This window comes from Pseudomonas sp. BF-B-30, from assembly GCF_019956305.1.
In the GTDB taxonomy this organism is placed as follows: domain Bacteria; phylum Pseudomonadota; class Gammaproteobacteria; order Pseudomonadales; family Pseudomonadaceae; genus Aquipseudomonas; species Aquipseudomonas jessenii.
This window is the reverse complement of sequence record NZ_JAHBDG010000011.1, coordinates 215,018-240,142: the sequence shown is the minus strand read 5'-3', so window position 1 is coordinate 240,142 and position 25,125 is coordinate 215,018. Positions and strand designations below refer to the sequence as shown.

Here is a 25,125-nt window from a genome sequence, read left to right as displayed (position 1 = left end):
GTTTGAGTACAAGGGGCCCTTCGAGGGCCCTTTTGTTCATGGATTTTGAAGTACGCATTGCGTGAACCCCCTCCACGCTCAATTAGGCCTACCCAGCCCGTAGATTGGTCATTCCGCAAGAGAAAATCACCTCCTCACCGGTAGCAATCGCGCCGCCCTAACCGATGGGTAGTCACACCTCTTTCGCTTTCTGGATAGGTGGATTTGGGTGCCGCCCCTACCATCAATTCGGTCTTGATCGAGAAAAGTTTTACTGGTGCGTCATCTCGTTGGACAAACGAAGGTGCTTGCAGGCGTCGGTGAAACCCCTTTTTTCAATCACGAGCTGAGCGCGTCTATTCGCAGTTCTATTGAGATGTGTTTGCGATTCTAACTCTAAGTTGAGCTCAAGCTCCGGTTAGGTTTTCGCTGGCACTTATTGGTTCTATCGCAAGAAACTAATACACACGGGTGCATATATGAGTTCTGTAACCACTGTCGGCGTGAAGTTATCGACTGATGCTCGGGAACGTCTGAGAAGGGCCTCTGAAGCGGTTGAGCGAACCCCCCATTGGGTTATCAAGCAGCTTATTCTGAATTTTATCGAACGGTCAGAGCAGGGAACTGGATCAGATGAGCTCCTGGGGTTCAATTGTGCCGCCACTGACGGTGGGCTTGAAAGTGATGTCACCGAATCTGACATGGCCGAAAGCTTTCAGCCGTTTCTCGACTTCGCTGAGAGCATTCATCCTCAGTCGGTGCTTCGCTCGGCCATCACAGCTGCTTACCGCCGTCCTGAGCTAGAAATGGTGGCCATGCTGGTAGAGCAGGCTCGACTCCCTGCTGAACAAGCGGCATCGGCTAATAAGCTTGCTTCAATGATTGCGGGAAAGCTGCGCAACCAGAAGGGGGCAAGCGGTCGTGCTGGTCTCGTGCAAGGACTGCTGCAGGAGTTTTCTCTATCTTCTCAAGAGGGCGTGGCACTTATGTGCCTGGCCGAAGCGTTGTTGAGGATCCCCGATAAAGGTACTCGTGACGCGCTAATTCGCGACAAGATCAGCAATGGAAATTGGCAACAGCACGTCGGTAACAGCCCCTCGGTTTTCGTAAACGCTGCGACCTGGGGGCTCGTGCTGACTGGCAAGTTGGTGTCTACGCACAATGAGACAGGTCTGGCCTCGTCGTTGAGTCGTGTTATCGGCAAAGGAGGGGAGCCGATAATTCGCAAAGGTGTCGACATGGCCATGCGCCTGATGGGTGAGCAGTTTGTCACCGGCGAAACCATTGCGCTCGCGCTTGCGAATGCTACGGAGTTTGAATCCAAAGGGTTTCGCTATTCGTACGACATGCTCGGTGAAGCTGCATTGACCGAGCATGATGCTCAGAACTACCTGGCATCCTATGAGCAGGCGATTCACTCCATCGGCAAGGCCTCCCACGGTCGTGGTATTTACGAAGGCCCCGGGATTTCCATTAAGCTTTCTGCGTTGCACCCAAGGTACAGTCGGGCCCAGTTCGAGCGGGTCATGGAGGAGCTTTATCCGCGTCTTCTTTCCCTGACGATGCTGGCTAAAGAATACGATATTGGCCTGAACATTGATGCTGAGGAAGCTGATCGCCTAGAGCTGTCTCTGGATCTCTTGGAACGCCTTTGCTTTGAACCCGCGCTCGCTGGATGGAACGGCATTGGTTTCGTTATTCAGGCCTATCAGAAGCGCTGTCCTTATGTGATCGACTATGTCATCGATCTGGCGCGTCGAAGCCGTCACCGCTTGATGATTCGCTTGGTGAAGGGGGCGTACTGGGACAGCGAAATCAAGCGCGCTCAGGTCGAGGGATTAGAGGGGTATCCGGTCTATACACGTAAGGTCTATACCGACGTTTCGTACATTGCTTGCGCCAAAAAACTGCTGTCAGTGCCAGAGGCCATTTATCCTCAGTTCGCCACGCATAACGCTCATACTTTGGCCGCGATTTATCAGATAGCTGGGCAGAACTATTACACGGGACAGTATGAGTTTCAGTGCCTCCATGGGATGGGAGAGCCGCTTTATGATCAAGTCGTGGGCAAGATATCTGACGGTAAGCTCAACCGCCCATGTCGGATATATGCGCCGGTAGGTACCCACGAAACATTGCTCGCGTATCTGGTTCGCCGGCTTCTTGAGAATGGAGCAAACACCTCATTCGTCAACCGTATCGCCGATCACTCCATTTCCATCCAGGAGCTGGTTGCTGATCCAGTAGCCTGCATCGAAGAGATCGCAGTCAAGGAAGGTGGGTTTGGACTCCCTCATCCTCGGATACCTTTGCCGAAGAATATCTATGGCAGCGAAAGACCTAATTCTGCCGGGATTGATTTGGCTAACGAACATCGCTTGGCATCACTCTCCAGCGCCCTGTTAGCCTCCTCCAGTGAGTTGTGGCAGGCATTGCCAATTCTTGGATGTGAGGTAAGCAAGGGCGAGGCTCGTGCGATCTTGAATCCCTCAGATCATCGCGATGTGGTCGGCTATGTCCAAGAGGCAAGCATTGAGGATGTCGGTAACGCTATCTCCAGTGCAGCGAGTAATGGGGCCATTTGGCAATCCACCCAGCCTGCTGAGCGCGCAGCGATTCTTGAGCGTGCTGCAGACCTCATGGAAGGACAGATTCAGCAACTGATCGGCATCCTGGTGCGCGAAGCGGGTAAGACATTTGCCAACGCAATTGCAGAGGTGCGCGAGGCTGTCGATTTCCTGAGGTACTACGCCGGGCAGGCTCGCAACGATTTCAGAAATGATGGTCACCGTCCGCTAGGGCCGGTGGTATGCATCAGCCCCTGGAACTTCCCATTGGCAATTTTCTCAGGGTAGGTTGCAGCGGCACTCGCAGCTGGTAATTCCGTTCTGGCAAAGCCAGCGGAGCAAACGCCTCTGGTCGCGGCGCAGGCTGTTCGCATTTTGCTGGAGGCAGGTGTTCCGGCAGGTGTCGTTCAACTGCTGCCAGGTCAAGGCGAAACAGTGGGTGCCGCCTTGGTCGGGGATGATCGCGTCAAGGGCGTTATGTTTACTGGGTCAACGGAGGTTGCGCGACTGTTGCAGCGCAATGTTGCTGGCCGAATGGATAGCCAAGGACGTCCGATCCCGCTTATCGCTGAAACGGGTGGTCAGAACGCGATGATTGTCGACTCATTTGCCCTCACCGAGCAGGTTGTGATAGACGTCGTCACATCTGCGTTTGATAGCGCTGGTCAACGTTGCTCTGCGTTGCGAGTCTTGTGTCTGCAGACTGATAGCGCTGATCGGGTGATTGAGATGCTGAAAGGCGCAATGGCTGAGTATCGAATGGGGAACCCGGAGCGTTTGAGTGTAGACATCGGGCCTGTGATCGATGCCGAGGCTAAATCCGGTATTGAGCAGCACATTGAAACGATGCGCGAAAAAGGTCGTCCGGTTTATCAGGTCGCATTGAACGTTGCACAAGAAACTCGGCGTGGGACTTTCGTCATGCCTACGTTGATTGAGCTGGAGAGTTTGGACGAACTCCAGCGCGAGATTTTTGGCCCAGTGCTTCACGTCGTTCGTTACAAACGCAAAGACTTGGACAAATTAATCGGCCAGATCAACGCGTCCGGTTACGGCCTGACTTTGGGAATCCATACGCGCATCGACGAGACGATTTCCAAGGTGCTCGACAATGCTCACGTGGGCAACATTTACGTGAACCGAAACATCGTCGGTGCCGTCGTTGGTGTGCAGCCTTTTGGTGGTGAAGGGCTGTCCGGTACAGGGCCAAAAGCGGGAGGCCCACTTTATCTTTACCGCTTGCTATCGACCCGTCCGGCCAATTCCGTCCGAGCTTCATTGGAGCGTGAAGAAAGCAGCGCAGCTATCGATTGTCCGCTGCGTTTGGATCTGATGCGTCCACTGCATACTTTCAAGGATTGGGCGCAAGCCAACGACCTGTGCCACCTGGCTAGCCTTTGCGCAGAGTTTGAAACCGAGTCCCAGTCGGGTATCTCCCGCTTGTTGCCTGGCCCTACCGGTGAGCGCAACAGCTACACGATCCTGCCCCGTGAAGCGATTCTCTGCCTGGCAGAACATGAAGGTGATCTCTTGACGCAGCTTGCAGCGGTTTTGGCTGTGGGTAGCACCGCAGTTTTTCCGAACACAGAAGTGAGCCAGACATTGCATGCACGATTGCCGGAAGACGTAGCTTCTCGAATCAAGCTGGTTTCCGACTGGAAGAACGATGAGGTCGTTTTCGACGGCGTTCTGCACCACGGTGATTCAGACGAGCTACGAGCTGTATGCCAGCAGGTGGCCAAACGCATGGGCGCAATTGTAGGTGTGCAAGGCCTATCCCGAGGTGAAGTTTGCATAGCCCTTGAGCGCTTGGTCATCGAGCGGGCGGTCAGTGTGAATACTGCAGCAGCAGGGGGGAATGCGAGTCTGATGACTATCAGCTAAGGGCCTAGTAAGCATGCCCAATCTTGCATCGGCAGCGGCGCAACGATTGGGCATATGCTTGGATGGACTTATTTATGCAGACGGGAGTAAGCGACTGTTAAAATTCTACTGACGACGAAGTTGGCTAATAGGGGCGTAATGGCTGATAGTTTCATCTGGGTTGTAATTTCTAAGCGCTCGTCCAAGCAGCAGTTTTAGTTCTGACATCGGAATAATCGCTGCAAATATTTTCTGGGGACGTAGCTCGAAGGTGGGCCTTAAGGAGCATTAGATATGACCATCCGATCGCGCCTCAGGACACTGTCTGAAGAACAGATGGATTATTCACAGAGAGCTGTTCTCAAGGACATTCTCAGTGGCCCACGAGGCAACCTCGACGGCCCGTTTTTGGCGTGGATTCACAGTCCTGAGCTTGCCAACCATGCGCAAACGCTTGGTGCGTTCTGCAGATACGGTACGCGCTTGGAACTACGATTAACCGAGCTGGCTATTCTCGTCACTGCTGCCTGGTGGCAGTCCCAGGCAGAGTGGCAAATTCACGAGCCAATTGCCCGCAGCGCGGGGGTCTCCGATCTTGTCATAGAGGCTCTCAAGCAGCAGGTCTTACCCGAATTTCAGCGTGATGACGAACGCATCGTCTATCATCTCGGAAAGGCACTTTATGAATATCGTCGTGTAGATGACGCCCTGTACACAGAGGCCGTCAGTACGCTTGGTGAACCGGCAGTTGTCGAGTTGACAGGTGTTTTTGGATATTACGCGTTGGTGGCGATGACACTCAACGTCTTTGCCGTGCGGCGTAATGGAGATGCGCCGCTCCCGTTTTCCGAGCCTAGCTCTTGCTGAAGTAGCAACCCCAGCGTCACTCATCTTCTACGCCGTCGCGTTAGCGCGCCGCAATGCGATAGAACGGATTGCGCAGTGGTCGCTGGCACCATCCTTGGTGAAAGCGAAGGGGGCATCTACTTACTGTGCAAGGAATCCACCGTCGACCACAAATTCGGCTCCTGTCGCAAAGCGCGACTCGTCCGAAGCCAAGAAGAGCGCCATGTTGGCAATATCAATAGCTTCGCCCAGGAAGCCGATTGGATGCAGCTTGGCCAAACGCTCCAGTTCAACTGGGTCATTTCCAACCATTGGCGTCATGATGTACCCAGGGTGAATGCTGTTGACCCGAATCTTGTAGCCACTTCGGCCAGCATGCAACGCAGCTGATTTGGTGAGGTTTCGGATTGCGCCTTTACCTGCGCAATATGCTGCGTATTCCGGATGGCCAACAATGCCTTCGATGGACGACAGATTGATAATCGATCCACCTTTTTCCCGCAGGTTCTTGAAGGCATGTTTTATGCCGAAGAAGCTGCCATTGAGGTTGACTGAAAGCTCCTTGTTCCAGTCGTCAAAGCTCATGGTTTCGACATTGCCGGATACCGCGATGCCAGCGCTGTTCATGACGACGTTCACGAAACCAAACTTTGATACTCCTGCCTGAAACGCTGAAATCCATTGACTCTCATCCCGAACATCCAAGCGTGCAAATATTGCCTCACCACCTGCAGCGTGGATTGCTTGCACAACTGAACTGGCCTTCGCCTCATCGATGTCACAGATGACAATTTTGGCGCCTTCTTCTGCAAATCGTATGGCGCTGGCAGCACCAATGCCTGATGACGCCCCGGAAATCAACGCAACTTTGCCTTCTAGTCTTTTCATTCTGGTGCCCCTTAACGATAGGAATTGTTGAGGAGACGCTATTCGCACTTCGCAAACTTGCCTAGCCAGTATCGGCAAAGGATGCAGAGGGCAGGAAACGACCACGGAGCCACGTCGGCTTGCCGATTATGGATAAAGGAATGCTCATTCGCCTTGTATAAAAGCTCCACGAACACCTGAAGTTTTCCGGAGAGCAAGATGAGTAGCAAAAAAGCGTTGGTCACTCTGCCTAGCAGCGCGAGCATCGACGACATCCTTGAGTGCCTGGAGCGCGATGGTGGGTGCATTGTTAAAAACATGCTCAAGCAAGAGACCATCGACGGATTATGGGCTGATTTGGCTGATGTGCTGGACGTTGCTCCTAACGGCGACGGTTCCTTCGTTGGGCGTAAAACAAGGCGCATATCGGGGCTGTTCTCCCGGTCACTGCACATGCAAGAACTCATCACTCAGCCACAGTTGTACGGCGCAGCAGAGAAGCATCTGTGCAAGCCTTTCAAATATTGGCTCGACGGTGTTCAGCACGTGTCCACCCCAGCGCTGCAGATGTCATTAACCCAGGCAATCATGATCATGCCTGGTGAAGGAGCACAGCCGCTGCATCGGGATGATATTGCGCACCACCGCAGTCACCCTGGCCCTGACAGTCAGATCCAGGTGTTGTATGCATTGAGCGAATACACCGAGGCAAATGGTGCGACGCGAGTTATTCCAGGTAGCCACAAATGGGATGACGATCGTGCGCCAACCTACGAGGAATCCGTGCCGGCTGAGATGAATGTTGGTGACGGCTTGATCTACCTTGGATCGACGTACCACAGTGGTGGCAAAAACACGACGGTGGACAAACCACGTACTGCGATCGCAACTACCTTGGTTTTGGGTTACTTGCGCCAAGAGGAAAACCAATACATCGCTGTGCCTCGTGAGCGTGTTCGTGAGTTCCCCGAGCGTGTTCAGCGCCTGTTGGGCTGGAGCACGAACCCACCGTTCTGCGGATGGATCGAGATGCGCGATCCCAATTATCTGGTTGCTCCAGATGCCGCTTTGAATACCACCGCCGAAGACATCCTTTAACGCACATTAACTGGCGGCGACGCTTGGAGAGGCAACAATGCGCAGTGACATCAGCTTTGAAACCACCGATGGTTTGACGCTCCGAGGGTGGCTGTACACTCCTGACGGGCAAGCAAAGAATCAGTATCCGGCTATCGTCATGGCCCACGGATTTACTGCTGTAAAAGAGCAGTATCTGGATAAGTACGGTGAAGTATTTTCGCAAAATGGCTTTGCCGTATTGATCTACGACAACCGCAATTTCGGATCGAGCGAAGGTCTTCCTCGGCAGGAAGTTGACCCCGTCCTTCAGATCCGCGATTACCGAGACGCCATCACGTTCGCGTGTACGCTTGAGCAGATCGACAGTCAGCGGATCGGCATCTGGGGGTCAAGTTACAGTGGTGGACATGTTTTACAGGTAGCAGCTTTTGATCGCCGGGTGAAATGTGTAGCGGCACAGGTGCCTGATATAAGCGGGTCGATGGATGTGCGCCTCGCCATTCGACCCGACTTGCTGCCGGCAGTCCTTGATGCATTCGAGGTCGACCGGGCTGATCGCTATGCGGGCAAAACCCCTATGATGCTCGAAGTCGTTAATGAAGACCCAGCGAGTGATTGTGCTCTTCCAGGGCAGGATTCCTACGATTTCTTCGTCCACAGTGGACGAACCATCGCTCCTGCTTGGCGCAACGAGGTAACGCTCAAGAGCGTTGAGATGCTCAATGAGTATGAGCCGGGGTCTGTCATTGATCGCATAAGTCCGACTCCGCTGCTGATGCTTGTGGCCAAGCGCGATACGTTGACGGTCACGGATTTGGCGCTCAAAGCATACGAGCAGGCGCTTCAGCCGAAGGCCCTGGTTCTACTTGAAGGTGGTCACTTCGACCCTTACGTCAAATACTTTGAAGCTTCGAGTAAGGCAGCGACGGACTGGTTTTTACAGCATCTGTAAATTTACTTGCGAATCCAAAAGCCCCGGAAATCTCCGGGGCTTTTTTGTCAATGTTCTTGGCGGTCAGGTTGAATGTGATTGGCATATGTGGCGGCGATCCCAAGGTCTGCGCGCCCCTCAGCAACGGCCATCTCCATACAGTGAAGATTGGCCGTGAAGAGGCTGGCTCGTTGTCCTGAATCAAGCATGGTCTGGCGCCACGATTTCATTGCCGCTACGTAAATTGAAAGGGTTGCCTGATCAGTTCGATATCAGCGACCTGGATCAGGGAGTCCAACGCCAGGACTTCACGAACAGATGGTCGAGTCCACTTTTTATTGGAGCTGGCATTTTGCGCCTACGTTGGCAGATAGCTCTGTTTAACATGGTGATTGCGCCCCCGTCCGAGGGCGCGGAGTACGGAAATCAGACCTTGAAGTGGTCGACCTTTTCTTCGAGTGATTTAGCCAACTGATCGAGGTGCATGCTGATAGTTTCCAGCTCCTGGCCGTTCACTGCCAAGCTCTGAGTGAAGTCTCTGATGTTGCTGACGTTTGCGCTGACTTCATCAGCCACGTTGCTTTGTTCCTCTGTGGCCGTAGCGATCTGCAGCGTCATGTCATTTATCTTTCCGACCCCGACGCTCATCTGCTGAAGTGCATCCCCCACCTTGGCAAACTCTTCAACCGTGGTGCATGTCAGTGAGTGGCTTTCGCTCATCGCTGAGACCACATTGGTGGTGTTCAGTTGGAGGGCCTCGATAACTTGCTGGCTCTCTGATACTGAATCTTGGGTTCGCCGAGCTAACGTTCGAACTTCGTCTGCGACAACCGCAAATCCTCGCCCGGCTTCGCCCGCTCGAGCTGCTTCGATCGCTGCATTCAACGCGAGTAGGTTTGTCCGTTCGGCGATCCCTCGAATGACCTCCAGTACGGAGCTGATCTTCGTACTGCTATCGGCGAGCGCTTTGACCTGTGACATGTTCTGGCTCATGCCATTGGAGAGCTTATGAATTGTTTGACTCGCGTTGACGATGATCCGATCAGCTTGTGTTCCCGCGAGATTACTATTTTGCGCCGCCTCAGCAGCTGATGCGGTACTCCTGGCAACTTCCTGTGCAGTTGCAGCCATTTCGGTAGACGCCGTAGCGACCTGATCAACCTCATTCGCTTGAGAGTTCAACCTAATGCGAGATGCCTGTGCTATCGCAGACGCTTGCGTCGCAGCCTCACGCGTTTGCTGGGCTGATGCTTGGATCTCTTTGATAAGCGGCTGCAGTTTGTCTAGGAAGCGGTTGAACCATCCTGAAAGCTCGCCGAGTTCGTTAGGCTGGCGGTAGTTGATTCGCTTGGTCAGGTCGCCGTCGCCGGTTGCAATTTCCTTGATCATGAGCGTGATCACACTCAATGGTTGAAGCGATTTGTGAATGACTACCGCGCATAACAAGAGACCTAATGTTCCGAGCAGCGCACCGAACAAAATACTTTCCCACATGCCTGAACGGCGCCGTGTATCTAGCTGGTCTGCCAGCTTGTCAGCAGGAGCCATCAAAGTATCCCATGGAACATCGATTTTCACTGCCCAAGGTGCTGACTCGCCAATAGGAGAGAAGGGCAGTAGCAACTGAAAATTGTCGCGTTCGCGAGCGGCTGAAATCCCAGAGGCAAATGTTCGTGCCTGAAGCAGTGCTCCATTTTCGGGCCATACCTCAGACGTGAATTTTCCCGCTGATTTCGCCGAGGCGCTGTTCGCTGCGATTACGCCCAAATCGCTCACGATGCTGACCGTCGAATGTCCGCCGTAAATATCTTGGGCTAGCTTTTCGCTTTGCCCCTGAAGATCATTCAGACTCAAATCGACCACCAGCACGCCAACATACTTGCCCTTTTCTAGGTAGGGAACTGCAAGCGATACGAGACCTTCAGTTTGGCCATTCAGTGTGTCGAAGTAAGGGGCGGTGATGCAGGGCTTAAGCGAACTTTTGGAGCAGCTGTACCAATAATTCATCGGTTGGCCGCTAGCATTCGGTTGATCGCCGTTGATAGTTTTTTCGTCTAATGCTGCTAATTCGAATGTAGTACTGCCGTAACGGGAGTAGTAGGTTGAGAAGCGGCCTATTTCGTTTGAGCCGAACTCTGTCTTGCCTTTGAAACCTTCATCTTCGCCACCTGCTTGATTAGGTTCAAAAGCTATGTATAGCCCCAAGAAAGCAGGGTTGGCCGCAATTGCTTGATGAATGCTTTTGACCATATCTCGCCGCAGGTTCCCGGCGCTAATCCGACCCTCCGCAAACTGATCTCGAAGCGTACCCATCTGCAGAGCTACCTGCTGAGCAAGGAGATTGGCATCGCTAAATTTTTTTTCTATGCGAGCTTGCTGGGCTTTCCCGTTGCCGATGAGCTGATCGCGAGCTGCGACTTCTAATAGAACACTGCTCTGCGTTCGGATTCCATCTGAAGACACCTTTCCCTGGTAGACGTTGAGGGCAACGACGCTCGCCAGTGTCGTCACTAAGCATAGTCCTGCCAGGGCCAGCATCCTGAACTTCATTGAATACATCGATAGCATGAGCAACGCCTCTGTTGGGCGCAGTGAGCTGCGCGCATTGCATAAAAAAGGGCGCCTAGAAGACGCCCTGAGGGAAACTTGATTTAGAGCTCAGCTAGTAGTTGAGGCTCATAGGGGGATGCCGTTTGGGCCGCTAGAGGCCGACCCTCACTGTCCCCGGCTTTGGCTGTGGATCAAGTGTTGGGCGACTGGTGATCGCCGTCCCCTTCGTATAGCTCCCTTTCCCCATTGGAGCCACGATGAGTCTCACAGCCAAGTAGTAGGAGAGTCCAGAAATAGCAATCACAGGGATGGAGGCGCCCAAGTAGCGGAACCAACCACTCATTGCGACTGTTACAGGGTCGTACAGAGCCAAATAACCAACCACCGCGACAATGCTGATTAATACAGCTGCCCAGTTCACACCGCCCCAGTAGGCATAGTTGCTGTTGCGAGTCGCGAAAAGACTAGGAGCATCGAGCTGCTCGCGTCTCAGGATGAAGTAATCAACCAGCGTGATCCCGGAGATGCCCACGAACATCACGCCGTTGTACGACAGCCAACTCATAACCTTGGACAGCAACCATTCGGTCTCAAAGGCAAAGTACACACCAGGCAGCAGGAGGAGGGCGAGAAGCAGTTCCCATTTTAATCTTGCGAAGAATTTGACCTGCTGAATTGAAACACCTGCCAGGTAGATCATCACAACCATTGTGGCAATGTTCGCCGTCAGGACGATGGTCATCACGATTGAGCCGAACACTTGCCCACCAACAGCGATCATCCAAATCGTTGGGTCGTAAGTGCCTGCGCTGATGGCTGCAAGGGCCGCGACGGTGGAGACAACCGCTGCTCCGAGGATTCCCACGCCAATGATTGATGGGCCCATGACATGATTTTTGCTTTTTACCAAGCGGGTAAGACCACCCATGACTGGCCACCAAGTCATGGCGTTGGAGACACCAAACTCAACGGCAAGTGCCAGGCCCTGTACGGGGTCATGCGAAAGCATCTGATCCGGTGCTACTTGGTTATTCCAAAGGTTTTCGAGCCCAAACTTATGCACCAGAATGCCGAACATCACCAGGGTGATAAGCATGTGCAGCGGCCCAATGAAACCGTTGAGACGTTCAAAAAACTTAGGCCCCTTGCATGCAATAAACCAAACAAGCAACAGAGCAGCCAAGGCAACGCCAATCACCAGGTGTTCATGTGAATCACCGGTAACCTGGCTTCCTGTGACGGTGGCGGCGACGTTCGCAGCCCCCCTAGCAGTCAATGCTTCAACTACATAAGACCAGCCGATCAAGGTTGCAAGCAAGCCAAATAGGGGAACGATGATCCCTCTGTAGCCGAAAGAGGCTTTAGCGGTATCAATAGGGTCGGTGCCGTATTTGTAGCTAGGTACCCCTGAGGCAAGCGAAACCAGTGCCATGCCGATGATGAGGCCAATCACGTAACCCATCACGCCGAGTCGCCAATCTCCTACATAAGGAAGATAGCTACCAATCAGGAACGCCCAAGTGGCGGCACTGAAAGCGCAGCATGTCCAGAGGAATGAGCCATAGGTTTTATATACCCGATTTCCTGCCAGAACTGGCAGCCGACCCGCAAGTGCTTCTTGTTCGACACTATGTGAAGTGCTCATGCGTTTGCTCCTACTGCAAGCAAGGTACCAATCCAAAGGACAGCACCAAAGAGGATCCATACAGACGCCTCTCGAACTAGCGAAGCCGCGCTACTCCAGCATTCGGAGGAGGTGTGCTCGGGCTGGTTCATGGCCTCCAGTTGTTTCAACAGATCCGTGTTCAAGCTTTCGCTTGTACTCATCATTCCTGTGCCGTGTTCAACGTCAGCTTTGCTCATGTCGTTGCTCTCTGGACGAGTTCTTACGATGCCGTCCGCTTTGGCTGTTTTAGAAAATTATTATGGCAGCGGTAGTAAGTGTTGCCGGACGCTTGTTATTGCTTCCCTTCGGCAGTCGGTGAAACTGTCCAATTGCGCCCTGTATTCAGCCTACGCTTTGCGACTCTCACCTCGTATCCGTTTTTGGCAATCCATTACAAGGCTGCCCCTATCGAAAAGCCTTCTTGAGCTTTGCCGATATTGGCTATGGCCATGCATGCCCTGGCGCTACTTTAGGGGCTCAGTCTCAAAAAAGTGGAGTGCATCTATGAGCAATGACATGCGGGTCGTCGTTATTTCTGGAGCGGGTTCTGGGATCGGCCAGGCGACCGCCGTCCATTTCGCAAGGAGCAATTTCTGTGTGATCGGCTGCGACCTCTCGCAATCAGGCTTGGAGGATACGGCTCAGAAGATCGGCACCGACATTTTCCATTCTCGGGTGGTGAATGTTTCCCGGGAGAATGAGGTGGGAGAGCTCTTTGAATTCGTCAAATCCCTCAAGCTTCCGCTTCATGCAGTGATCCCTTGTGCGGGAGTTGCTCGCACAGGACTGGCTCATGATTTATCGAGGGAGGAGTGGGAGTTTACGCTGGGAGTAAACCTCACCGGCACGTGGTTGATGGCGAAGTATTCGATGCCAATATTCATGCAACAAAAAGGCGGAGCGTTCGTTGCCGTTGGATCGGACGCATCGGTGCGTGGTGCATCGGGGTACGCCGCCTACTGTGCCTCCAAGCATGGTGTTTTAGGCCTTGTGCGGTGTCTTGCGTTGGACTACGGCCCTTTGGGTATACGTAGCAATGCGGTGTGTCCTGGCTTCGTGCAGACACCGATGATGGACAGCTTATTTGCGGAGGCGATCGATCCTGAGGCCGAGATGAAGTCTTACGCAAAAGAGGTGCCGTTGGGCAGATTTGCTCTGCCTGTTGAGGTGGCCAAAGTCATTTTTCACTTGGCGTCAGATGAAGCCAATTACACGAATGGGATCGTTTACTCCCTCGATGGTGGGGCGACTGCAGGGCACTTTGGCTAGCCAGTTGAGTTATTTTTTCTCGGGGGTAACAATTTTGAAATGAGTAAAATCGCACCATACTGGGTCACGTGACCGAGTATTGTGCGAAAAGGTGACATGGCAATATGAAGCGCAAAGTCGTTACCGGCTTCGCGCTTTTTTTTGGGGCTTGCAATGCCTGTGCTTGAGCGCTTCGACAACAGCTGGGGGGAATGGGATTAAGGGCGGTATTGAGCGGCATGGAACTTGCCTGTAAGTTCAAGTCCTTTTAGCTAAGCCGAGATTTCATGATGGCAACTCATACGCCCCAGAGCAGCACTAAATTTCGTTTCATGGAGTCGCATGATGCGTTTGAGCATGCTGGCGGCTTAAATGAGTGGGATGATAATCGTTATCATCAGCTTGAGAAAAAAGCTCATTTTCACGGTGCCATCGCGAGTCATTCCATTGCCGGAAAAGTGCAGGTAACTCGGGAGACGATGGACAGCCAGTGTGTCGAGCAAATTTGTCATGTTCCACTTGATTCGATAGTTATCGTAAATGTGAGATCTGACGAAGATGTACTCCTCAACGGTCGATACGTAAATGCGAGCACTTTCCACATTTCTTCTGGGCGATCTTTTCATGCAGTCTCAAAAGCACCCATCGAAGCGTTGATGCTGACTGTCAGTAAGGCGGCTTTTTTTGAAAGGTTCAAAACAGAAGGTTTCTTTAACATTGAGGAGAAACCTTTCGAGCGATTTATCCAGCCCTCCACTGACACTCAAATCGATTTTGAACTCAATCTCAAGTCTCACTTGAACGATGTACAGGCAGGTATCGGTCAAATTCCATTTAGCTCCGGTTTGGAAAGGGTATTCGGCTGTGTGCAGGAAATTTTGGATTTTGAGACTTCGAGTAGGTTAGTTGTACCTCCTTCGACCAGGACATATATCGTTGAAAAAAGTTGCGAATTTTTTGCTCACCATGTTCATGATGAAAGCATTGGGGTACTAGATCTTTGTAGTCATTTGAGAATTAGTCGTAGAACGCTTCAATACAGTTTCGAAGATGTATTGGGGATGACTCCGCTGAACTATGTAAGATCTGTACGATTGAATACAGCGCGAAAGCTGCTCATGTCCTCTCCCCAGGAAACAATTCAAGGCGCCGCTCTTGATGCTGGTTTCAGCCATTTGGGCAGATTCTCAAAGTATTATCAGGAGTTTTTCGGAGAGCTCCCATCTCAGACTGTTAGTAGGTTGGGCGCTCAGAGGCGCCATCATTGAAATTTATGAAATAAAAAGCCGGCTTTAGAGCCGGCTTCTTATTGGCTAATCCTTAGCCTTTTACCCCGGCCACTAGATATTGTGAATTGAAGCCAAGATCGCCATGACCTGCATCCTGAGCAATTTTGAGGTCATCCGCGAGTGCCGAGATATGGCTGGCCCGCAGACCGCTTGCCTTGAGTGCGTCACGCCATTGAACGACCGCGTCCAGGTATACGTCGACAGTCGCCTGGATTGTGCTGAAATCATTGGCCTCGATTTCCTTGATGCTTTTTTGCACTTTATAGCGCAGCAGATCCAGCATTTTGTCAGCAAACTCTGAGAGCTGGCTGGCACTTACGCCCTGGGTCTTAGCGTACGCCGCTGCCTCAAGAAAGCCGGCCAGGCCCACAGCATAAAAGCTGCCAGTCATCGCGGCGTCAACGATTGGTGGGACAGTCAAGTCCTCACCGGTGTAAATCGTGCCTTGCGGTGCCATTGGTTTTACGGTTTCTGCAATTTCATCCCATACAACTGGATCACATGCGTACTGAATCGCGGTGTATGGGCCGCCAATCAGGTCGGGGTACGAAGAGATGGCGGCGTTAATAAAGATGCCACCTCGACGCTCTACGAGTGTGCGAAAGCGCTGGCCGTCTTCTGGCATAGATGTGCTGAGATTGGCTACAAAGCGCCCGGCTAAATCTAGCGCCTCAATATTGCTTTCTATTAGCGATGCACCGCCGGCAGCGCTGCTAATAATCATGATGGTCAGGTCGCTTGCGTGCACCGCGTCAACGAAGGAAGGGGCGAGCGTCGCGCCTTGCTCTACCAAAGCCTTAGTGGCTTCGGTGCGACGATCCCAAACCGTGACTTTTCGCCCTGCAGCCAGCAGCGTGCGTGCAAGGCCGGAGCCCATCAAACCAGTGCCGATTACCGTTATTGTTTTAGTCATCATCTTATTCCTCATATGGGCGAGGAGCGCTCGCCGGGTTGCGTACACCCCAAAAGCTAAGCGCTGAACCGATAAGTAAATAGCCATTTTCGGCAACTCTACTTTTTTGCTCCTCCTAGCCGGAGAGGTCACGCCTGTTGCCAATTCTGGATAGGACGAACTGAACCCCGGATGTAGCTTGTGTCCTCCGATACCCACAATCCGTGAGGCCTGAAATGAACCAGATCCAGAAACCACAAGACGCTTATGTGCAGGTTGACGAAGTAGAGTGGCAGGAGTTTCCAGAGCAATTTCATACCGGCGGTGTGAAGTGGAAGCTGCTTCATGTATCTCCTGAATTTGGCATCTGGACAGTGATGTTTTTCTGTCCCAACGGCTCTATTTTGCTGCCGCACATTCACCATGGGCCTGCGGAAGGCTACGTGTTCGAAGGCATTCTTGAGTTGCGCGGTGGGCCAGAAAATGGCGGTGCGTTGTGTATCAAACACGGTTTTCTGTATGAAGCCACTGGCGCTGAGCACGAAGAAACCAAGATGCTCGCTGACACTACTTTCATCCTTCAGATGGTTGGCCCAATCACCTGGAAAACCGCCGACGGTAAAGAGGTTAACCAAACCTGGTCTACCGCCCAAGAATTGTGGGAGCAGCAAACTGCTGCCTGAATCCCAGCCATTTGGCTAAAACGTCTGGAGTGCACACGATGAGTATTTTATTTGTATTAACCTCCCACGCGACACTCGGTGACACCGGAAGGGAAACTGGGCTGTGGCTTGAAGAGTTTCTAGCACCTTATTACAGCTTTGTTGACGCCGGTCTCCCGGTTCGCCTTTGCTCGCCACTGGGAGGTAATGCTCCTGTAGATCCAGCTTCGGTAGATGCTCTGAAGGGCAACCCTTTTTACCAACGCTATAAGTCTGATCTCATTCTGGCAGAGCGCATGAACGGCACCGCCAAGCTTTCATCTGTCTCGGCATCGGATATAAGCGCGCTTGTTTATCCGGGTGGCCATGGCCCTCTGTGGGACTTGCGCGATAACCCCCATTCTGTGGCGCTGATTGAGTCGTTTGTTTCGTCAGGCAAGCCTGTTGCCACAATCTGCCATGCGGGCTGCGCATTGCTCGATGCTCGCAAGAGCGATGGGCGCCCCCTAGTTGAAGGCATCCAGGTGACTGCATTTAGTGACAGTGAGGAAGCCGCTGTTGGCCTTGAAAAGGTTGTTCCTTATCTCGTCGAAACTGAAATGAAAGCACTTGGAGCGGTGTACTCGAAGTCCGGTGATTGGGAAAGTCACGTTGTTGTCTCCGGATCGTTGATTACCGGCCAGAATCCAGCGTCTTCTCTGGGAGTAGCCGAAGCAGTGATCAAACGCTTAAAAGCTTGAATTACACGTCAGATTGTCACCTTTAAACCTTATAAAAATACTAAGGATACCGACTGCCATGAGCTTCGTTAAAACGAAAGAAGAGCTTCAGGAAATTCAACGAATTCTCTCTGAAGGTCGTTGCACTATTGAAGCCGTATCGATTGAGTTCGAGACAACCTTCGAGTTCTTACGGTCGGTGCTACCTCCTTGTTTTGATCTACCTGAAACACCTACTGCAATCGCCAGCATTTCACGGTGGCAGAGCGAGCTGTGCGGCGAATTTGATTGCGGGATTATCTCGCTTAAATGCCGATACAAAGAACTTGAAGGCACCACCATGCTCGTGTTGATTGTGAGCGGGGATATGCCAGTCACGATCGGTCGTGAGATGTGGGGGGAGGCAAAGAAAACGGGCATTGCCCAAGTTTACATGGACGGCCATGAGGCCTACGGATTCTGCGAGCGCAACGGTGCACGTTTGATCGAGATTGAAGCCGAATTTGGAGACGACCTTGGCCCTTCAAGCAGTGAAAGCTATGATTTTGAAATCAAAGCGGTGCCTCACTCTACTGGCTTTGGTCTTCAGCACGATCCGATTCTGAACTGCATGAAGAACCAGGAAAACCTTCGAGTAAAGCGTGAAGGTAAAGGGACTCTTAAGCTCAGTGGGACAGCGCTGGATCCGCTTCACACCATTCCAGTCGTATCGGTTGGAACGGCTTATTACACCGAAGGCGAGTCGAGTTGGACTGTACCGCGCTTGGAAGTACTGCCAGACCCTGATGCGTACCTACCTTTTATTTATGGGCAAAAATTTGACGATTTCCGTTTGTTCCGTAAGCCGGCCCGGTTCCAAAATCTGAACAAATAATACGGAGTCAGATTGTTCAAAGTAGCGACGCCCCTGTCATTCATTTTGCTCAGGCGGCGGTACCAGACGCTGCGTAAAATTGAGCAGATACATCCAGCATGGCGGATGTTTTTAGGCGCCCGAAAGGGCGCCTTTTTTTCAGCTCAAAGCAAACTTATACGGGGCAACGCACTGCAGCTCTATCAGCAGGCGCCTGCATGTTTTCGCCGATCATAAGTCCCGTAACCTTCGCTCGCACCAAGCGCTCCGCATATGCTTGTTGCTCTTCATGTGAGTGAGGAATACCAATGCCTGTTGTCATCTACAGGTCACCCTATCCGAGCCATTCTGTTGGGTCAGTCAATTCACAGGCATGAGCCCATCACAGACGTCGATTTGCTCCATCAGCGCCGCCAAGAAGGCGAGTCCGGAGGCTCGTGTTGTCGATGATGTCTTGGATGCAAAAAGGCATGGTAAGTCCGAGAGTGATGGGCCTAGGTTCGCGGAGCAAATGGGTGACGCACCATAGGCTTTTCTTTGGCGGTCTGTCCTTTATACAGACGTACGAGTATGCCTCTTGAAATCATTGTTATGTCTGATTGCTTGAGAGTGCGCGCCCCCTCAAGACTAGACAGCGGCTCGTGAGCCGGCGAGGCCTAAAGCGGCACCATTACTTCAAAATCAGGGACGATTTATGAGCACCGGAGATGATAATAATGCAAAAAATCCTCAGTACTTCCCTTTCATTGGCTTTGGGGTGCGCCTTTACTATCCAGGCCCACGCAGACCTGACTGTAGTTTCACATGGTGGCGCTAATAAAACTGCACAGGTAAAGGCTTTTTATGAGCCATACACGCAGAAAACAGGCACTCGAATCATCGCTGATGAATTCAACGGTGAGATGGCCAAGGTTAAGGTGCAAGTCGATACCGGCAGCGTATCTTGGGACGTAGTCGAGATGGAAATGCCAGAACTGGCGCGTGCATGTGATGATGGTATGTTGGAAGAGATTGGTGAGCAAAACGCCATTTCTAAACTTGCTCCTGATCTGTTATCTGGTGCGGTGCAGACGTGTGGGGTAGGTTTTTTTGTATGGTCTACTGTGCTTGCCTACAATGCAGACAAACTCAAAACCGCACCAACTGGTTGGGTTGATTTTTGGGATGTTGTGAAATTCCCAGGCAAGAGGAGCCTGCGTAAGGGAGCAATGTATACATTGGAGTTCGCACTGATGGCTGACGGTGTTGAGCCAAAGGACGTTTATACCGTACTTAGTACGCGGGAAGGTCAAGATAGAGCTTTCGCTAAGCTCGACAAGATTAAACCCTATATTCAATGGTGGGAGGCAGGCGCTCAACCGCCTCAATATCTCGCTTCCGGCGACGTCGTAATGAGCTCTGCTTACAATGGACGCATCGCTGCGGTGCAGAACGAGAGCAATCTTCGTGTTGTCTGGAACGGGGGTATTTATGACATGGACGCTTACGCTATTCCTAAAGGCGCCCGAAACCCAGAGGAAGGCATTCGCTTCATTCAATCTGTATTGCAAACAGACGCTCAGAAAGCTTTCGCCCAGCAAATCGCTTATGGCCCAGTAAACCGGGCCGCGGTTCCGCTTGTAGATGCAGCACGACGCAGCAATATGCCCACAGACGAGACAAACCTAGCTCACCAGGTGGCTATGAACGCATCTTTCTGGGCAGATCATGGAGAGCAGCTGGAGCAGCGCTTCAATGCTTGGGCCGTCAAACAATAGATTGTTTGCGCCTACCGTTAAGTCGCCTTAGGGCGGCTTTTTTATATTTTAAAGGCTAAATGTTTTGATAAATTTCCATAAGAGTATCAAGGCTCTGGGCTTCCCACAATTCACCGAGGTTTCGCTCTGGGCGCAATCATCTCTGCTTAGAGTTCCACTAATAATGCCCTAGGTTTTAGATTTGCGAATCATGAAAAACTGTTTTCGCATCGTTCGTTTTACTGGAGTATGGCTTGCCCGTTAGTATCTGGCACCAAAGATCAACGGCGGTGGTGATCATGTCAGCGCGTACCTGCGGGGGCATGCTTGGTTGCCATTGATAGAAGAAGTTTCCTTCAATCATCGTGGCTATGAGTCCGCTGTATGTTTGAACCTTCTCTGCGCTGAGATGAGGGTTGATAAGAGTGACCAAATATTTCATTCCGCTAAGAAAATGGTCGTATTGGTCGATCATTATTTTCTTGGTTTGATCATCTTGAGTTGCTAGGGCTCCAATTTGAAAAAAAAGCCTGCCCGTCATATCGTCCATCGTTGCTAGCATGTTCTCTCGAATAGCTAACTCAAATCGTTCGAGGGGTGGCATTGAATCGTTAAGATAAATTTCTTCGAATCTAATGACGTACCGCTCTAGTTTCGATTTTATCATTTCGATGTAGAGTTTCTCAGTGTTTCCGCAATAGTGTTGTAAATTGCTTAGACTTATTCCGACTTCTTTGGCGACCTTGCGGGCGGAAAATTCAGCGTATCCATCGCGAAGAAAAATTGCCGCAGCCGCATCATTGATCTCGTCAAGTTTTCGCGACCGTTTTTCGGCACGGCTATATTTTACTGGCTTATTCATTTCGTTGGTCATGCTGTTCATTTGTACAAATTGCTCACGCACAGGCGGTATACGTTAAGAGTTGCTGGAATTGACGATGTTGGCAAGTCTGAAAGTGGGCAATTTGAAACAAGGTATCTGGCGAGTGAGCAAGTGGGGTGGAGGTGCCCAGTGTCACTCGGGTGTTCCTGTGGCGTAGGGAAAGGTTACAAAATCGGTCGCTCGACCTAGGTTGATGCGTTTATACACAATTTCATGCCATTCACTTGTCGGAATCGCAGTGGGCTTTAGGTATCAATAAGGCCGATGCTTGCGCCCATAACTAGCTGATATAGCTAGTTAAAATTAAAATTTACATCGCCCGCACCTCTCGTGAATGAGGCACAACTCCTGCTTGGCTCATCTTTTGCTTGATGCATGTATCTATGGGTGAGGATCGAATGCTCACCGGTTGTTTTGTCAATGGGAGCCCATCATGCCAATTACCTTGAATGACCTGGCCCAAATTCCAGAGCTTCGCTCGCGCGTGATTGCTGGCGAGAGGGGCGGTAATGAGTTGGTGAGCTGGGCGCACGTTTGCGAGCTGCCCGATCCCTCTGAATGGCTGGGCAAAGGTGATGTGCTTATGACCACAGGCATCGGCATTCCCGTCGATGCTTCGCAACAAGCGTCATACATCCAGCGACTTCATGCGGGGGGAGTGGCTGGGATGATGATTGGCGACAACATGAAAGCACCTGCTTGTCTTGATGCGCTTATCAAAGAGGCTGAAAGTCTCGGTTTTCCCATACTGATGACTGAATACGGCGTTCCTTTCTCGGCAGTAACGAAGGCGGTGATGGAGGCCTACAAGCAGCTAGAATACGCGCGACGTACTGCCATAACGAAGATCTATGAAACCGCTCGTCTCAGCATCCAGGGCATTGGCCTGCCGCAACTGATGAAGTCGTTAGGCAGCGATGTTGGTGCTGTGCTGCATTTGGTCGAGCCAGAAACACTGCGTCCGTGGATGGCAGGACTGCGGGAGTTGCCTGATTCACATCGTGAGGTTCTGCTCCTGCGTCCTCGCTCAGTCCAAAGTACTCCTATCGTCCAGCGTTGTGCTATCGAGGGGGGGGAGACGGTGCTGATGTCGGTACCGTCATATAGAGGAGGTTTGCTAGCGGCTCATAGCGCTGAAGCCTTGGATTATGGCTTGCTTCACCATATCGTCGCAGTGATCGGCATTGAACTTGAACGTCTAAAGGTTGAAAGAGAGACCAAGCTCCGACTTGGCAGCGAGCTTATTGACGACCTGCTTCATAAGCGTGTTCTTCCTCGCCAGGCTCAAAGTCGACTGGAGGCGTCTGGTGCGGATGTCGAACATTTGCGAATGGCGGTATGTGAAGGGGCGATAATTTCCGTCAAGGAGATTGACCTGGCGCTTGTCCGGCAGGGTTTTGAGCTGATCATTCGTGCGCAAGGTGAGGAGATCATCTTTCTCTGCTGGGATGATGTGTCATTAGAGCGTCTGCAATCCACGCTTAACGTCCTAATCGGTGTAAGCGATATTTTTGATTACCTGGATGACTTTACGAATGCACTGCGTGAAGCTCGTCTTGCGCTAGCTCACGCTACTACTTCAATGCCATTGAGTTTCTATTCGGATGCCGGAGTGAGCGCTCCTTGGCTTCCTCAAAATCTGCACGATGCGACCGAGGCCTTCCATAAGGTGTTGGGGGGGCTTGCAGAGTACGATAAGGCTCAGCATGCTCCCTTAGTTCACACCCTCCGCACATTCCTTGAAAATAACCGTTCGTGGGTAAATACCGCTCTTAAACTCCATATCCATAAGCAAACGCTTGTTTATCGCGTTCGCCGGATTGAAGATATAACTGGCAGGTCGCTTGATTCCACGGACGATGTTTCAATCTTATGGTTTGCCTTAAAAGCAGCTGACTTGGCTGGAGCACTTGCAAAGCGTACAAGTGGATCAATGGCGTCAGCACAAGCCGAAGAGAATTATAAAGCAGTAGGCTAGAAATAAGATTTATTCGTTTCTGAATTTCGCGTCTAGCTAAGGCGTGGATTCGTTCGTCTATTTTTTAGTTATTTGTAGTTCTTGCAGTTTTTATAGTTTCGCTTTTATGCCCTTAAGGATGCTCACTGTTTTTCGGTTTTTTTATGATGTCGTCAGTGGTTTGTAGATGTATTAAGTTGGCTTGTACGATCGAACAGCAGGGTTGGTGATTTTTTTACGTTTGAACTATTGCTCGTCAAGTGGGGGGGGGCTGAAGATGGGGTACGGTTCTCGTCGAATCGGGAAAACAACAATTATTTGAACAATAGCGAGGATAATAATTATGGGCTTTGTCAAAACTCCCGAAGAAGTAAAAGAAATCCAAGCGCTTCTTTCAAAAGGACGCTTTACTGTAGAATCAGTTTCCATCGAGTTCGAAACTACTTTCGAGTTCCTTCGAAAGGTTCTGCCTCCGTGCTTTGAGTTGCCAGAGAAACCGATCGCTATCGCTAACGTATCCCGCTGGCAGAGCGCCCTGTGCGGCGAGTTCGACTGCGGCGTCATCTATCTGAATTGCCGCTACAAAGAGTTCACCGGTACTACCATGCTTACCCTCTTCGTGAGCGGCGATATGCCTGTGACTATCGGTCGTGAAATGTGGGGTGAAGGCAAGAAGCTCGCTTCCTCCCAGCTGTACTTCGATGGCAACGATGCCTACGGTTACACCGAGCGCAATGGTGTTCGTTTGATCGAGATCTCTGCGGAATTTGGCCCGGAACTCGGCCCGCTGGAAGCCAGCAACTACGACTTCGAAATCAAAGCTCAGCCGCACGTCACTGGGATCGGCCTGCAGAACGACGTAGTTCTCAACTGCATGAAAACCGAAGAGTCGTACCGTAGTACTCGCGTTGGTAAGGGCACTCTGAAGCTCAACGGCTCCCAGATGGATCCGCTGGACACTATTCCGATCGTGTCTGTGGGTGAGGCCTTCTACGCAGAAGGTGCTTCCTCTTGGACTGTTCCATGGTTCGATGAGCTGCCAGATCGTGACGCCTATGTGCCGTTTATCTACGGTCAGAAGTACGACGATTTCCGATTCTTCCCAAAACCAAAGCGTTTCGCGGAGTAATCAGCGACTGCGCTATTTCCACCATACAAGAAATGAAGAACAAGTTGTAACTCGCATGCCCCGGTTGTTCCGGGGTATGCGGCTCACAAGTTACTTCAGCTAACAGGTGAAACTACATCATGTCTACTAATAATCATGCGAGTGACCAGGGGAAATGGATTGCCCTGTTTCTTTGCTTCATTGCAACGGTAGCGATTTTTGTCCCCTATGTAGGTTACTCGACTCAGATCGTCACAATGATGACCGATCTGAACATGACTTACGCGATGGTAGGCACGTTGGCATCCGCGTCAGCTGTGGCCGGCGGTATTATGCTTCCTTTTGCGGGTATGTTGGTTGATCGCTGGGGTGCTAAGAAAATTACCGTTGTTGGGCTGTTCATATCTGCGGTTGGGCAAGTGGCTTTCGCCTATGTGCCCACCTATGACGCCATGTTGCTTTCTAGGATTTTCCTTGGTGCGGGCATTCCGCTTTTGTTCATCGGGCCTTATACGCTCGCTCTTCGTTGGTTTGAGCAGTCGGGTAAGACTGGTGTCGCAATGGGGGCAATGTTGGCTACTGACGGCATTGGCACCTTGTTGGCGCTGTACGCCTACTCGCATGTCCTGAACGCCTACGGTTGGCGTGACGGGTCGGCTATGGGTGCGATTGTGCTTGTTGTCACGATGTTTGTGGCGATCTTCTTCTTGAAGGAGCCAAAGCATTTCGCGGAGCTAGATTCACAACCAAAATTGCAATCGGTTCTTCGAGATTTCCTCACAGCGCTGACGCATAGAAACGTTTTGGTTGCGTCTGTATTCCTCGTCGGTGTTTGGGGTTCCTATGCGGTGGCGGTCTATTGGGTTCCTACGATCCTGATGGAGGAAAACGGCTGGACTGAAAGTGATGCCGGCTTGATCGGTGCGCTTTATCCGCTGGTAGGTATGATTTGCGCGGTAAGTTTTGGGTTGCTTTCTGATCGTCTGGGTCGCAGGAAGCCACTAATGTTTATTTCTGGCATTGGCATGACGATCGCCTTCTTTGGTTGTGCGTTTGCCTTGGCAAACAAGAACTACACGCTTCTCGCGGCAATGCTTCCTATATCCGGTTTGTTTGCTTACGGTGGCATACCGTTAGCATATTGCTTGGCGGCTGATTCTGTCGGGATCAAGCTCGCTGCAACAGCTAATGGAATCATCATGAGTGTTGGGTTTCTGTTAGGTGGCGTTGTTTATCCCATTATTCTTGGGATGGTGAAAGACAGCACTGGCCATTATACCGATGGCTTTATTGCAGCATCATTTTCCCTGATCGTGCTCAATATAATCGCCGTGATATTTGCTCGCGAACACGTAGCAGCTAAACCGCATTCGGCGTTTGCATAACTCGAATTCAAAGTGCAACAAAAACTAAGTAGAGTAAGCAGGAG

General features: G+C 51.6%; 18 protein-coding genes and 2 pseudogenes. 13 read left to right on the top strand and 7 right to left on the bottom strand.

All coding sequences use genetic code 11. The features are described from left to right. Positions 1 to 458 precede the first annotated feature (458 nt). Both putA and KGB29_RS07545 read left to right on the top strand, forming a co-directional pair. Positions 459 to 4,430 (top strand): annotated as a pseudogene (gene putA, locus KGB29_RS07550) (trifunctional transcriptional regulator/proline dehydrogenase/L-glutamate gamma-semialdehyde dehydrogenase). 273 nt (positions 4,431 to 4,703) lie between these two features. After that, positions 4,704 to 5,276, top strand: a complete 573-nt coding sequence (locus KGB29_RS07545; protein ID WP_223616368.1) for a carboxymuconolactone decarboxylase family protein — start codon at positions 4,704 to 4,706, stop codon at positions 5,274 to 5,276. A 120-nt stretch (positions 5,277 to 5,396) separates the two neighbouring features. Here KGB29_RS07545 and KGB29_RS07540 read toward each other — a convergent pair whose 3' ends face one another. Further along, a complete protein-coding gene (locus tag KGB29_RS07540; RefSeq protein WP_223616367.1) occupies positions 5,397 to 6,143 on the bottom strand; it encodes an SDR family oxidoreductase in 747 nt (248 codons plus the stop codon). Between the two features lie 198 nt (positions 6,144 to 6,341). Between KGB29_RS07540 and KGB29_RS07535 the strand changes: the two genes are divergently transcribed. Then, complete coding sequence (locus tag KGB29_RS07535) at positions 6,342 to 7,220, top strand: phytanoyl-CoA dioxygenase family protein (protein WP_223616366.1); 879 nt, start codon at positions 6,342 to 6,344, stop codon at positions 7,218 to 7,220. Between the two features lie 37 nt (positions 7,221 to 7,257). Continuing rightward, positions 7,258 to 8,154, top strand: a complete 897-nt coding sequence (locus tag KGB29_RS07530; RefSeq protein WP_317851342.1) for an alpha/beta hydrolase — start codon at positions 7,258 to 7,260, stop codon at positions 8,152 to 8,154. 405 nt (positions 8,155 to 8,559) lie between these two features. Here KGB29_RS07530 and KGB29_RS28845 read toward each other — a convergent pair whose 3' ends face one another. From KGB29_RS28845 to KGB29_RS07515, 4 genes and pseudogenes are all read right to left on the bottom strand, one after another. Further along, on the bottom strand, positions 8,560 to 9,315 hold the full coding sequence (locus KGB29_RS28845; protein WP_411740512.1) for a methyl-accepting chemotaxis protein: 756 nt from the start codon (positions 9,313 to 9,315) through the stop codon (positions 8,560 to 8,562). A 102-nt stretch (positions 9,316 to 9,417) separates the two neighbouring features. Then, positions 9,418 to 10,383 (bottom strand): annotated as a pseudogene (locus KGB29_RS28840) (HAMP domain-containing protein); the annotation flags it as partial. A 451-nt stretch (positions 10,384 to 10,834) separates the two neighbouring features. Continuing rightward, complete coding sequence (locus tag KGB29_RS07520) at positions 10,835 to 12,328, bottom strand: cytosine permease (RefSeq protein WP_223616364.1); 1,494 nt, start codon at positions 12,326 to 12,328, stop codon at positions 10,835 to 10,837. Beyond that, positions 12,325 to 12,546, bottom strand: a complete 222-nt coding sequence (locus KGB29_RS07515; RefSeq protein WP_223616363.1) for a hypothetical protein — start codon at positions 12,544 to 12,546, stop codon at positions 12,325 to 12,327. The genes KGB29_RS07520 and KGB29_RS07515 overlap by 4 nt, the downstream gene beginning before the upstream one ends. A gap of 307 nt (positions 12,547 to 12,853) precedes the next feature. Here KGB29_RS07515 and KGB29_RS07510 point away from each other — a divergent pair, with 307 nt between their 5' ends. Both KGB29_RS07510 and KGB29_RS07505 read left to right on the top strand, forming a co-directional pair. Further along, entirely contained in the window at positions 12,854 to 13,618 is a 765-nt protein-coding gene (locus tag KGB29_RS07510; protein WP_223616362.1) for an SDR family NAD(P)-dependent oxidoreductase, read from the top strand. Positions 13,619 to 13,884: 266 nt separating this feature from the next. Further along, positions 13,885 to 14,865, top strand: coding sequence for a helix-turn-helix domain-containing protein (locus KGB29_RS07505; protein ID WP_223616361.1), 981 nt, complete (start codon positions 13,885 to 13,887; stop codon positions 14,863 to 14,865). Between the two features lie 52 nt (positions 14,866 to 14,917). On the opposite strand, the gene KGB29_RS07500 is transcribed toward KGB29_RS07505, so the two are convergent. Continuing rightward, complete coding sequence (locus KGB29_RS07500) at positions 14,918 to 15,814, bottom strand: NAD(P)-binding domain-containing protein (RefSeq protein ID WP_223616385.1); 897 nt, start codon at positions 15,812 to 15,814, stop codon at positions 14,918 to 14,920. Positions 15,815 to 16,014: 200 nt separating this feature from the next. Here KGB29_RS07500 and KGB29_RS07495 point away from each other — a divergent pair, with 200 nt between their 5' ends. The 4 genes from KGB29_RS07495 to KGB29_RS07480 all read left to right on the top strand — a co-directional run bounded on the left by KGB29_RS07495 (position 16,015) and on the right by KGB29_RS07480 (position 19,769). Further along, positions 16,015 to 16,461, top strand: coding sequence for a cupin domain-containing protein (locus tag KGB29_RS07495; RefSeq protein WP_223616360.1), 447 nt, complete (start codon positions 16,015 to 16,017; stop codon positions 16,459 to 16,461). Positions 16,462 to 16,499: 38 nt separating this feature from the next. Beyond that, positions 16,500 to 17,180, top strand: coding sequence for a type 1 glutamine amidotransferase domain-containing protein (locus KGB29_RS07490; RefSeq protein WP_223616359.1), 681 nt, complete (start codon positions 16,500 to 16,502; stop codon positions 17,178 to 17,180). Positions 17,181 to 17,238: 58 nt separating this feature from the next. Further along, positions 17,239 to 18,033, top strand: coding sequence for an acetoacetate decarboxylase family protein (locus KGB29_RS07485; protein ID WP_223616358.1), 795 nt, complete (start codon positions 17,239 to 17,241; stop codon positions 18,031 to 18,033). A 695-nt stretch (positions 18,034 to 18,728) separates the two neighbouring features. After that, entirely contained in the window at positions 18,729 to 19,769 is a 1,041-nt protein-coding gene (locus tag KGB29_RS07480) for an ABC transporter substrate-binding protein (RefSeq protein ID WP_223616357.1), read from the top strand. A gap of 175 nt (positions 19,770 to 19,944) precedes the next feature. On the opposite strand, the gene KGB29_RS07475 is transcribed toward KGB29_RS07480, so the two are convergent. Then, positions 19,945 to 20,622, bottom strand: coding sequence for a TetR/AcrR family transcriptional regulator (locus KGB29_RS07475; protein WP_223616356.1), 678 nt, complete (start codon positions 20,620 to 20,622; stop codon positions 19,945 to 19,947). 442 nt (positions 20,623 to 21,064) lie between these two features. Here KGB29_RS07475 and KGB29_RS07470 point away from each other — a divergent pair, with 442 nt between their 5' ends. The 3 genes from KGB29_RS07470 (at position 21,065) to KGB29_RS07460 (ending at position 25,081) form a co-directional block, all read left to right on the top strand. After that, complete coding sequence (locus tag KGB29_RS07470; RefSeq protein WP_223616355.1) at positions 21,065 to 22,609, top strand: PucR family transcriptional regulator; 1,545 nt, start codon at positions 21,065 to 21,067, stop codon at positions 22,607 to 22,609. A 322-nt stretch (positions 22,610 to 22,931) separates the two neighbouring features. Further along, a complete protein-coding gene (locus KGB29_RS07465) occupies positions 22,932 to 23,717 on the top strand; it encodes an acetoacetate decarboxylase family protein (RefSeq protein ID WP_223616354.1) in 786 nt (261 codons plus the stop codon). A gap of 119 nt (positions 23,718 to 23,836) precedes the next feature. Continuing rightward, entirely contained in the window at positions 23,837 to 25,081 is a 1,245-nt protein-coding gene (locus tag KGB29_RS07460; protein WP_223616353.1) for an MFS transporter, read from the top strand. The last annotated feature ends 44 nt before the right edge of the window (positions 25,082 to 25,125 follow it).

Excerpts from the sequence above, each read along its gene's own strand:
- KGB29_RS07545 (WP_223616368.1), top strand. The coding sequence starts at position 4,704 with ATGACCATCCGATCGCGCCTCAGGACACTGTCTGAAGAACAGATGGAT.
- KGB29_RS07540 (WP_223616367.1), bottom strand. The coding sequence starts at position 6,143 with ATGAAAAGACTAGAAGGCAAAGTTGCGTTGATTTCCGGGGCGTCATCA.
- KGB29_RS07535 (WP_223616366.1), top strand. The coding sequence starts at position 6,342 with ATGAGTAGCAAAAAAGCGTTGGTCACTCTGCCTAGCAGCGCGAGCATC.
- KGB29_RS07530 (WP_317851342.1), top strand. The coding sequence starts at position 7,258 with ATGCGCAGTGACATCAGCTTTGAAACCACCGATGGTTTGACGCTCCGA.
- KGB29_RS07520 (WP_223616364.1), bottom strand. The coding sequence starts at position 12,328 with ATGAGCACTTCACATAGTGTCGAACAAGAAGCACTTGCGGGTCGGCTG.
- KGB29_RS07515 (WP_223616363.1), bottom strand. The coding sequence starts at position 12,546 with ATGAGCAAAGCTGACGTTGAACACGGCACAGGAATGATGAGTACAAGC.
- KGB29_RS07510 (WP_223616362.1), top strand. The coding sequence starts at position 12,854 with ATGAGCAATGACATGCGGGTCGTCGTTATTTCTGGAGCGGGTTCTGGG.
- KGB29_RS07505 (WP_223616361.1), top strand. The coding sequence starts at position 13,885 with ATGATGGCAACTCATACGCCCCAGAGCAGCACTAAATTTCGTTTCATG.
- KGB29_RS07500 (WP_223616385.1), bottom strand. The coding sequence starts at position 15,814 with ATGAGGAATAAGATGATGACTAAAACAATAACGGTAATCGGCACTGGT.
- KGB29_RS07495 (WP_223616360.1), top strand. The coding sequence starts at position 16,015 with ATGAACCAGATCCAGAAACCACAAGACGCTTATGTGCAGGTTGACGAA.
- KGB29_RS07490 (WP_223616359.1), top strand. The coding sequence starts at position 16,500 with ATGAGTATTTTATTTGTATTAACCTCCCACGCGACACTCGGTGACACC.
- KGB29_RS07485 (WP_223616358.1), top strand. The coding sequence starts at position 17,239 with ATGAGCTTCGTTAAAACGAAAGAAGAGCTTCAGGAAATTCAACGAATT.
- KGB29_RS07480 (WP_223616357.1), top strand. The coding sequence starts at position 18,729 with ATGCAAAAAATCCTCAGTACTTCCCTTTCATTGGCTTTGGGGTGCGCC.
- KGB29_RS07475 (WP_223616356.1), bottom strand. The coding sequence starts at position 20,622 with ATGACCAACGAAATGAATAAGCCAGTAAAATATAGCCGTGCCGAAAAA.
- KGB29_RS07470 (WP_223616355.1), top strand. The coding sequence starts at position 21,065 with ATGCCAATTACCTTGAATGACCTGGCCCAAATTCCAGAGCTTCGCTCG.
- KGB29_RS07465 (WP_223616354.1), top strand. The coding sequence starts at position 22,932 with ATGGGCTTTGTCAAAACTCCCGAAGAAGTAAAAGAAATCCAAGCGCTT.
- KGB29_RS07460 (WP_223616353.1), top strand. The coding sequence starts at position 23,837 with ATGTCTACTAATAATCATGCGAGTGACCAGGGGAAATGGATTGCCCTG.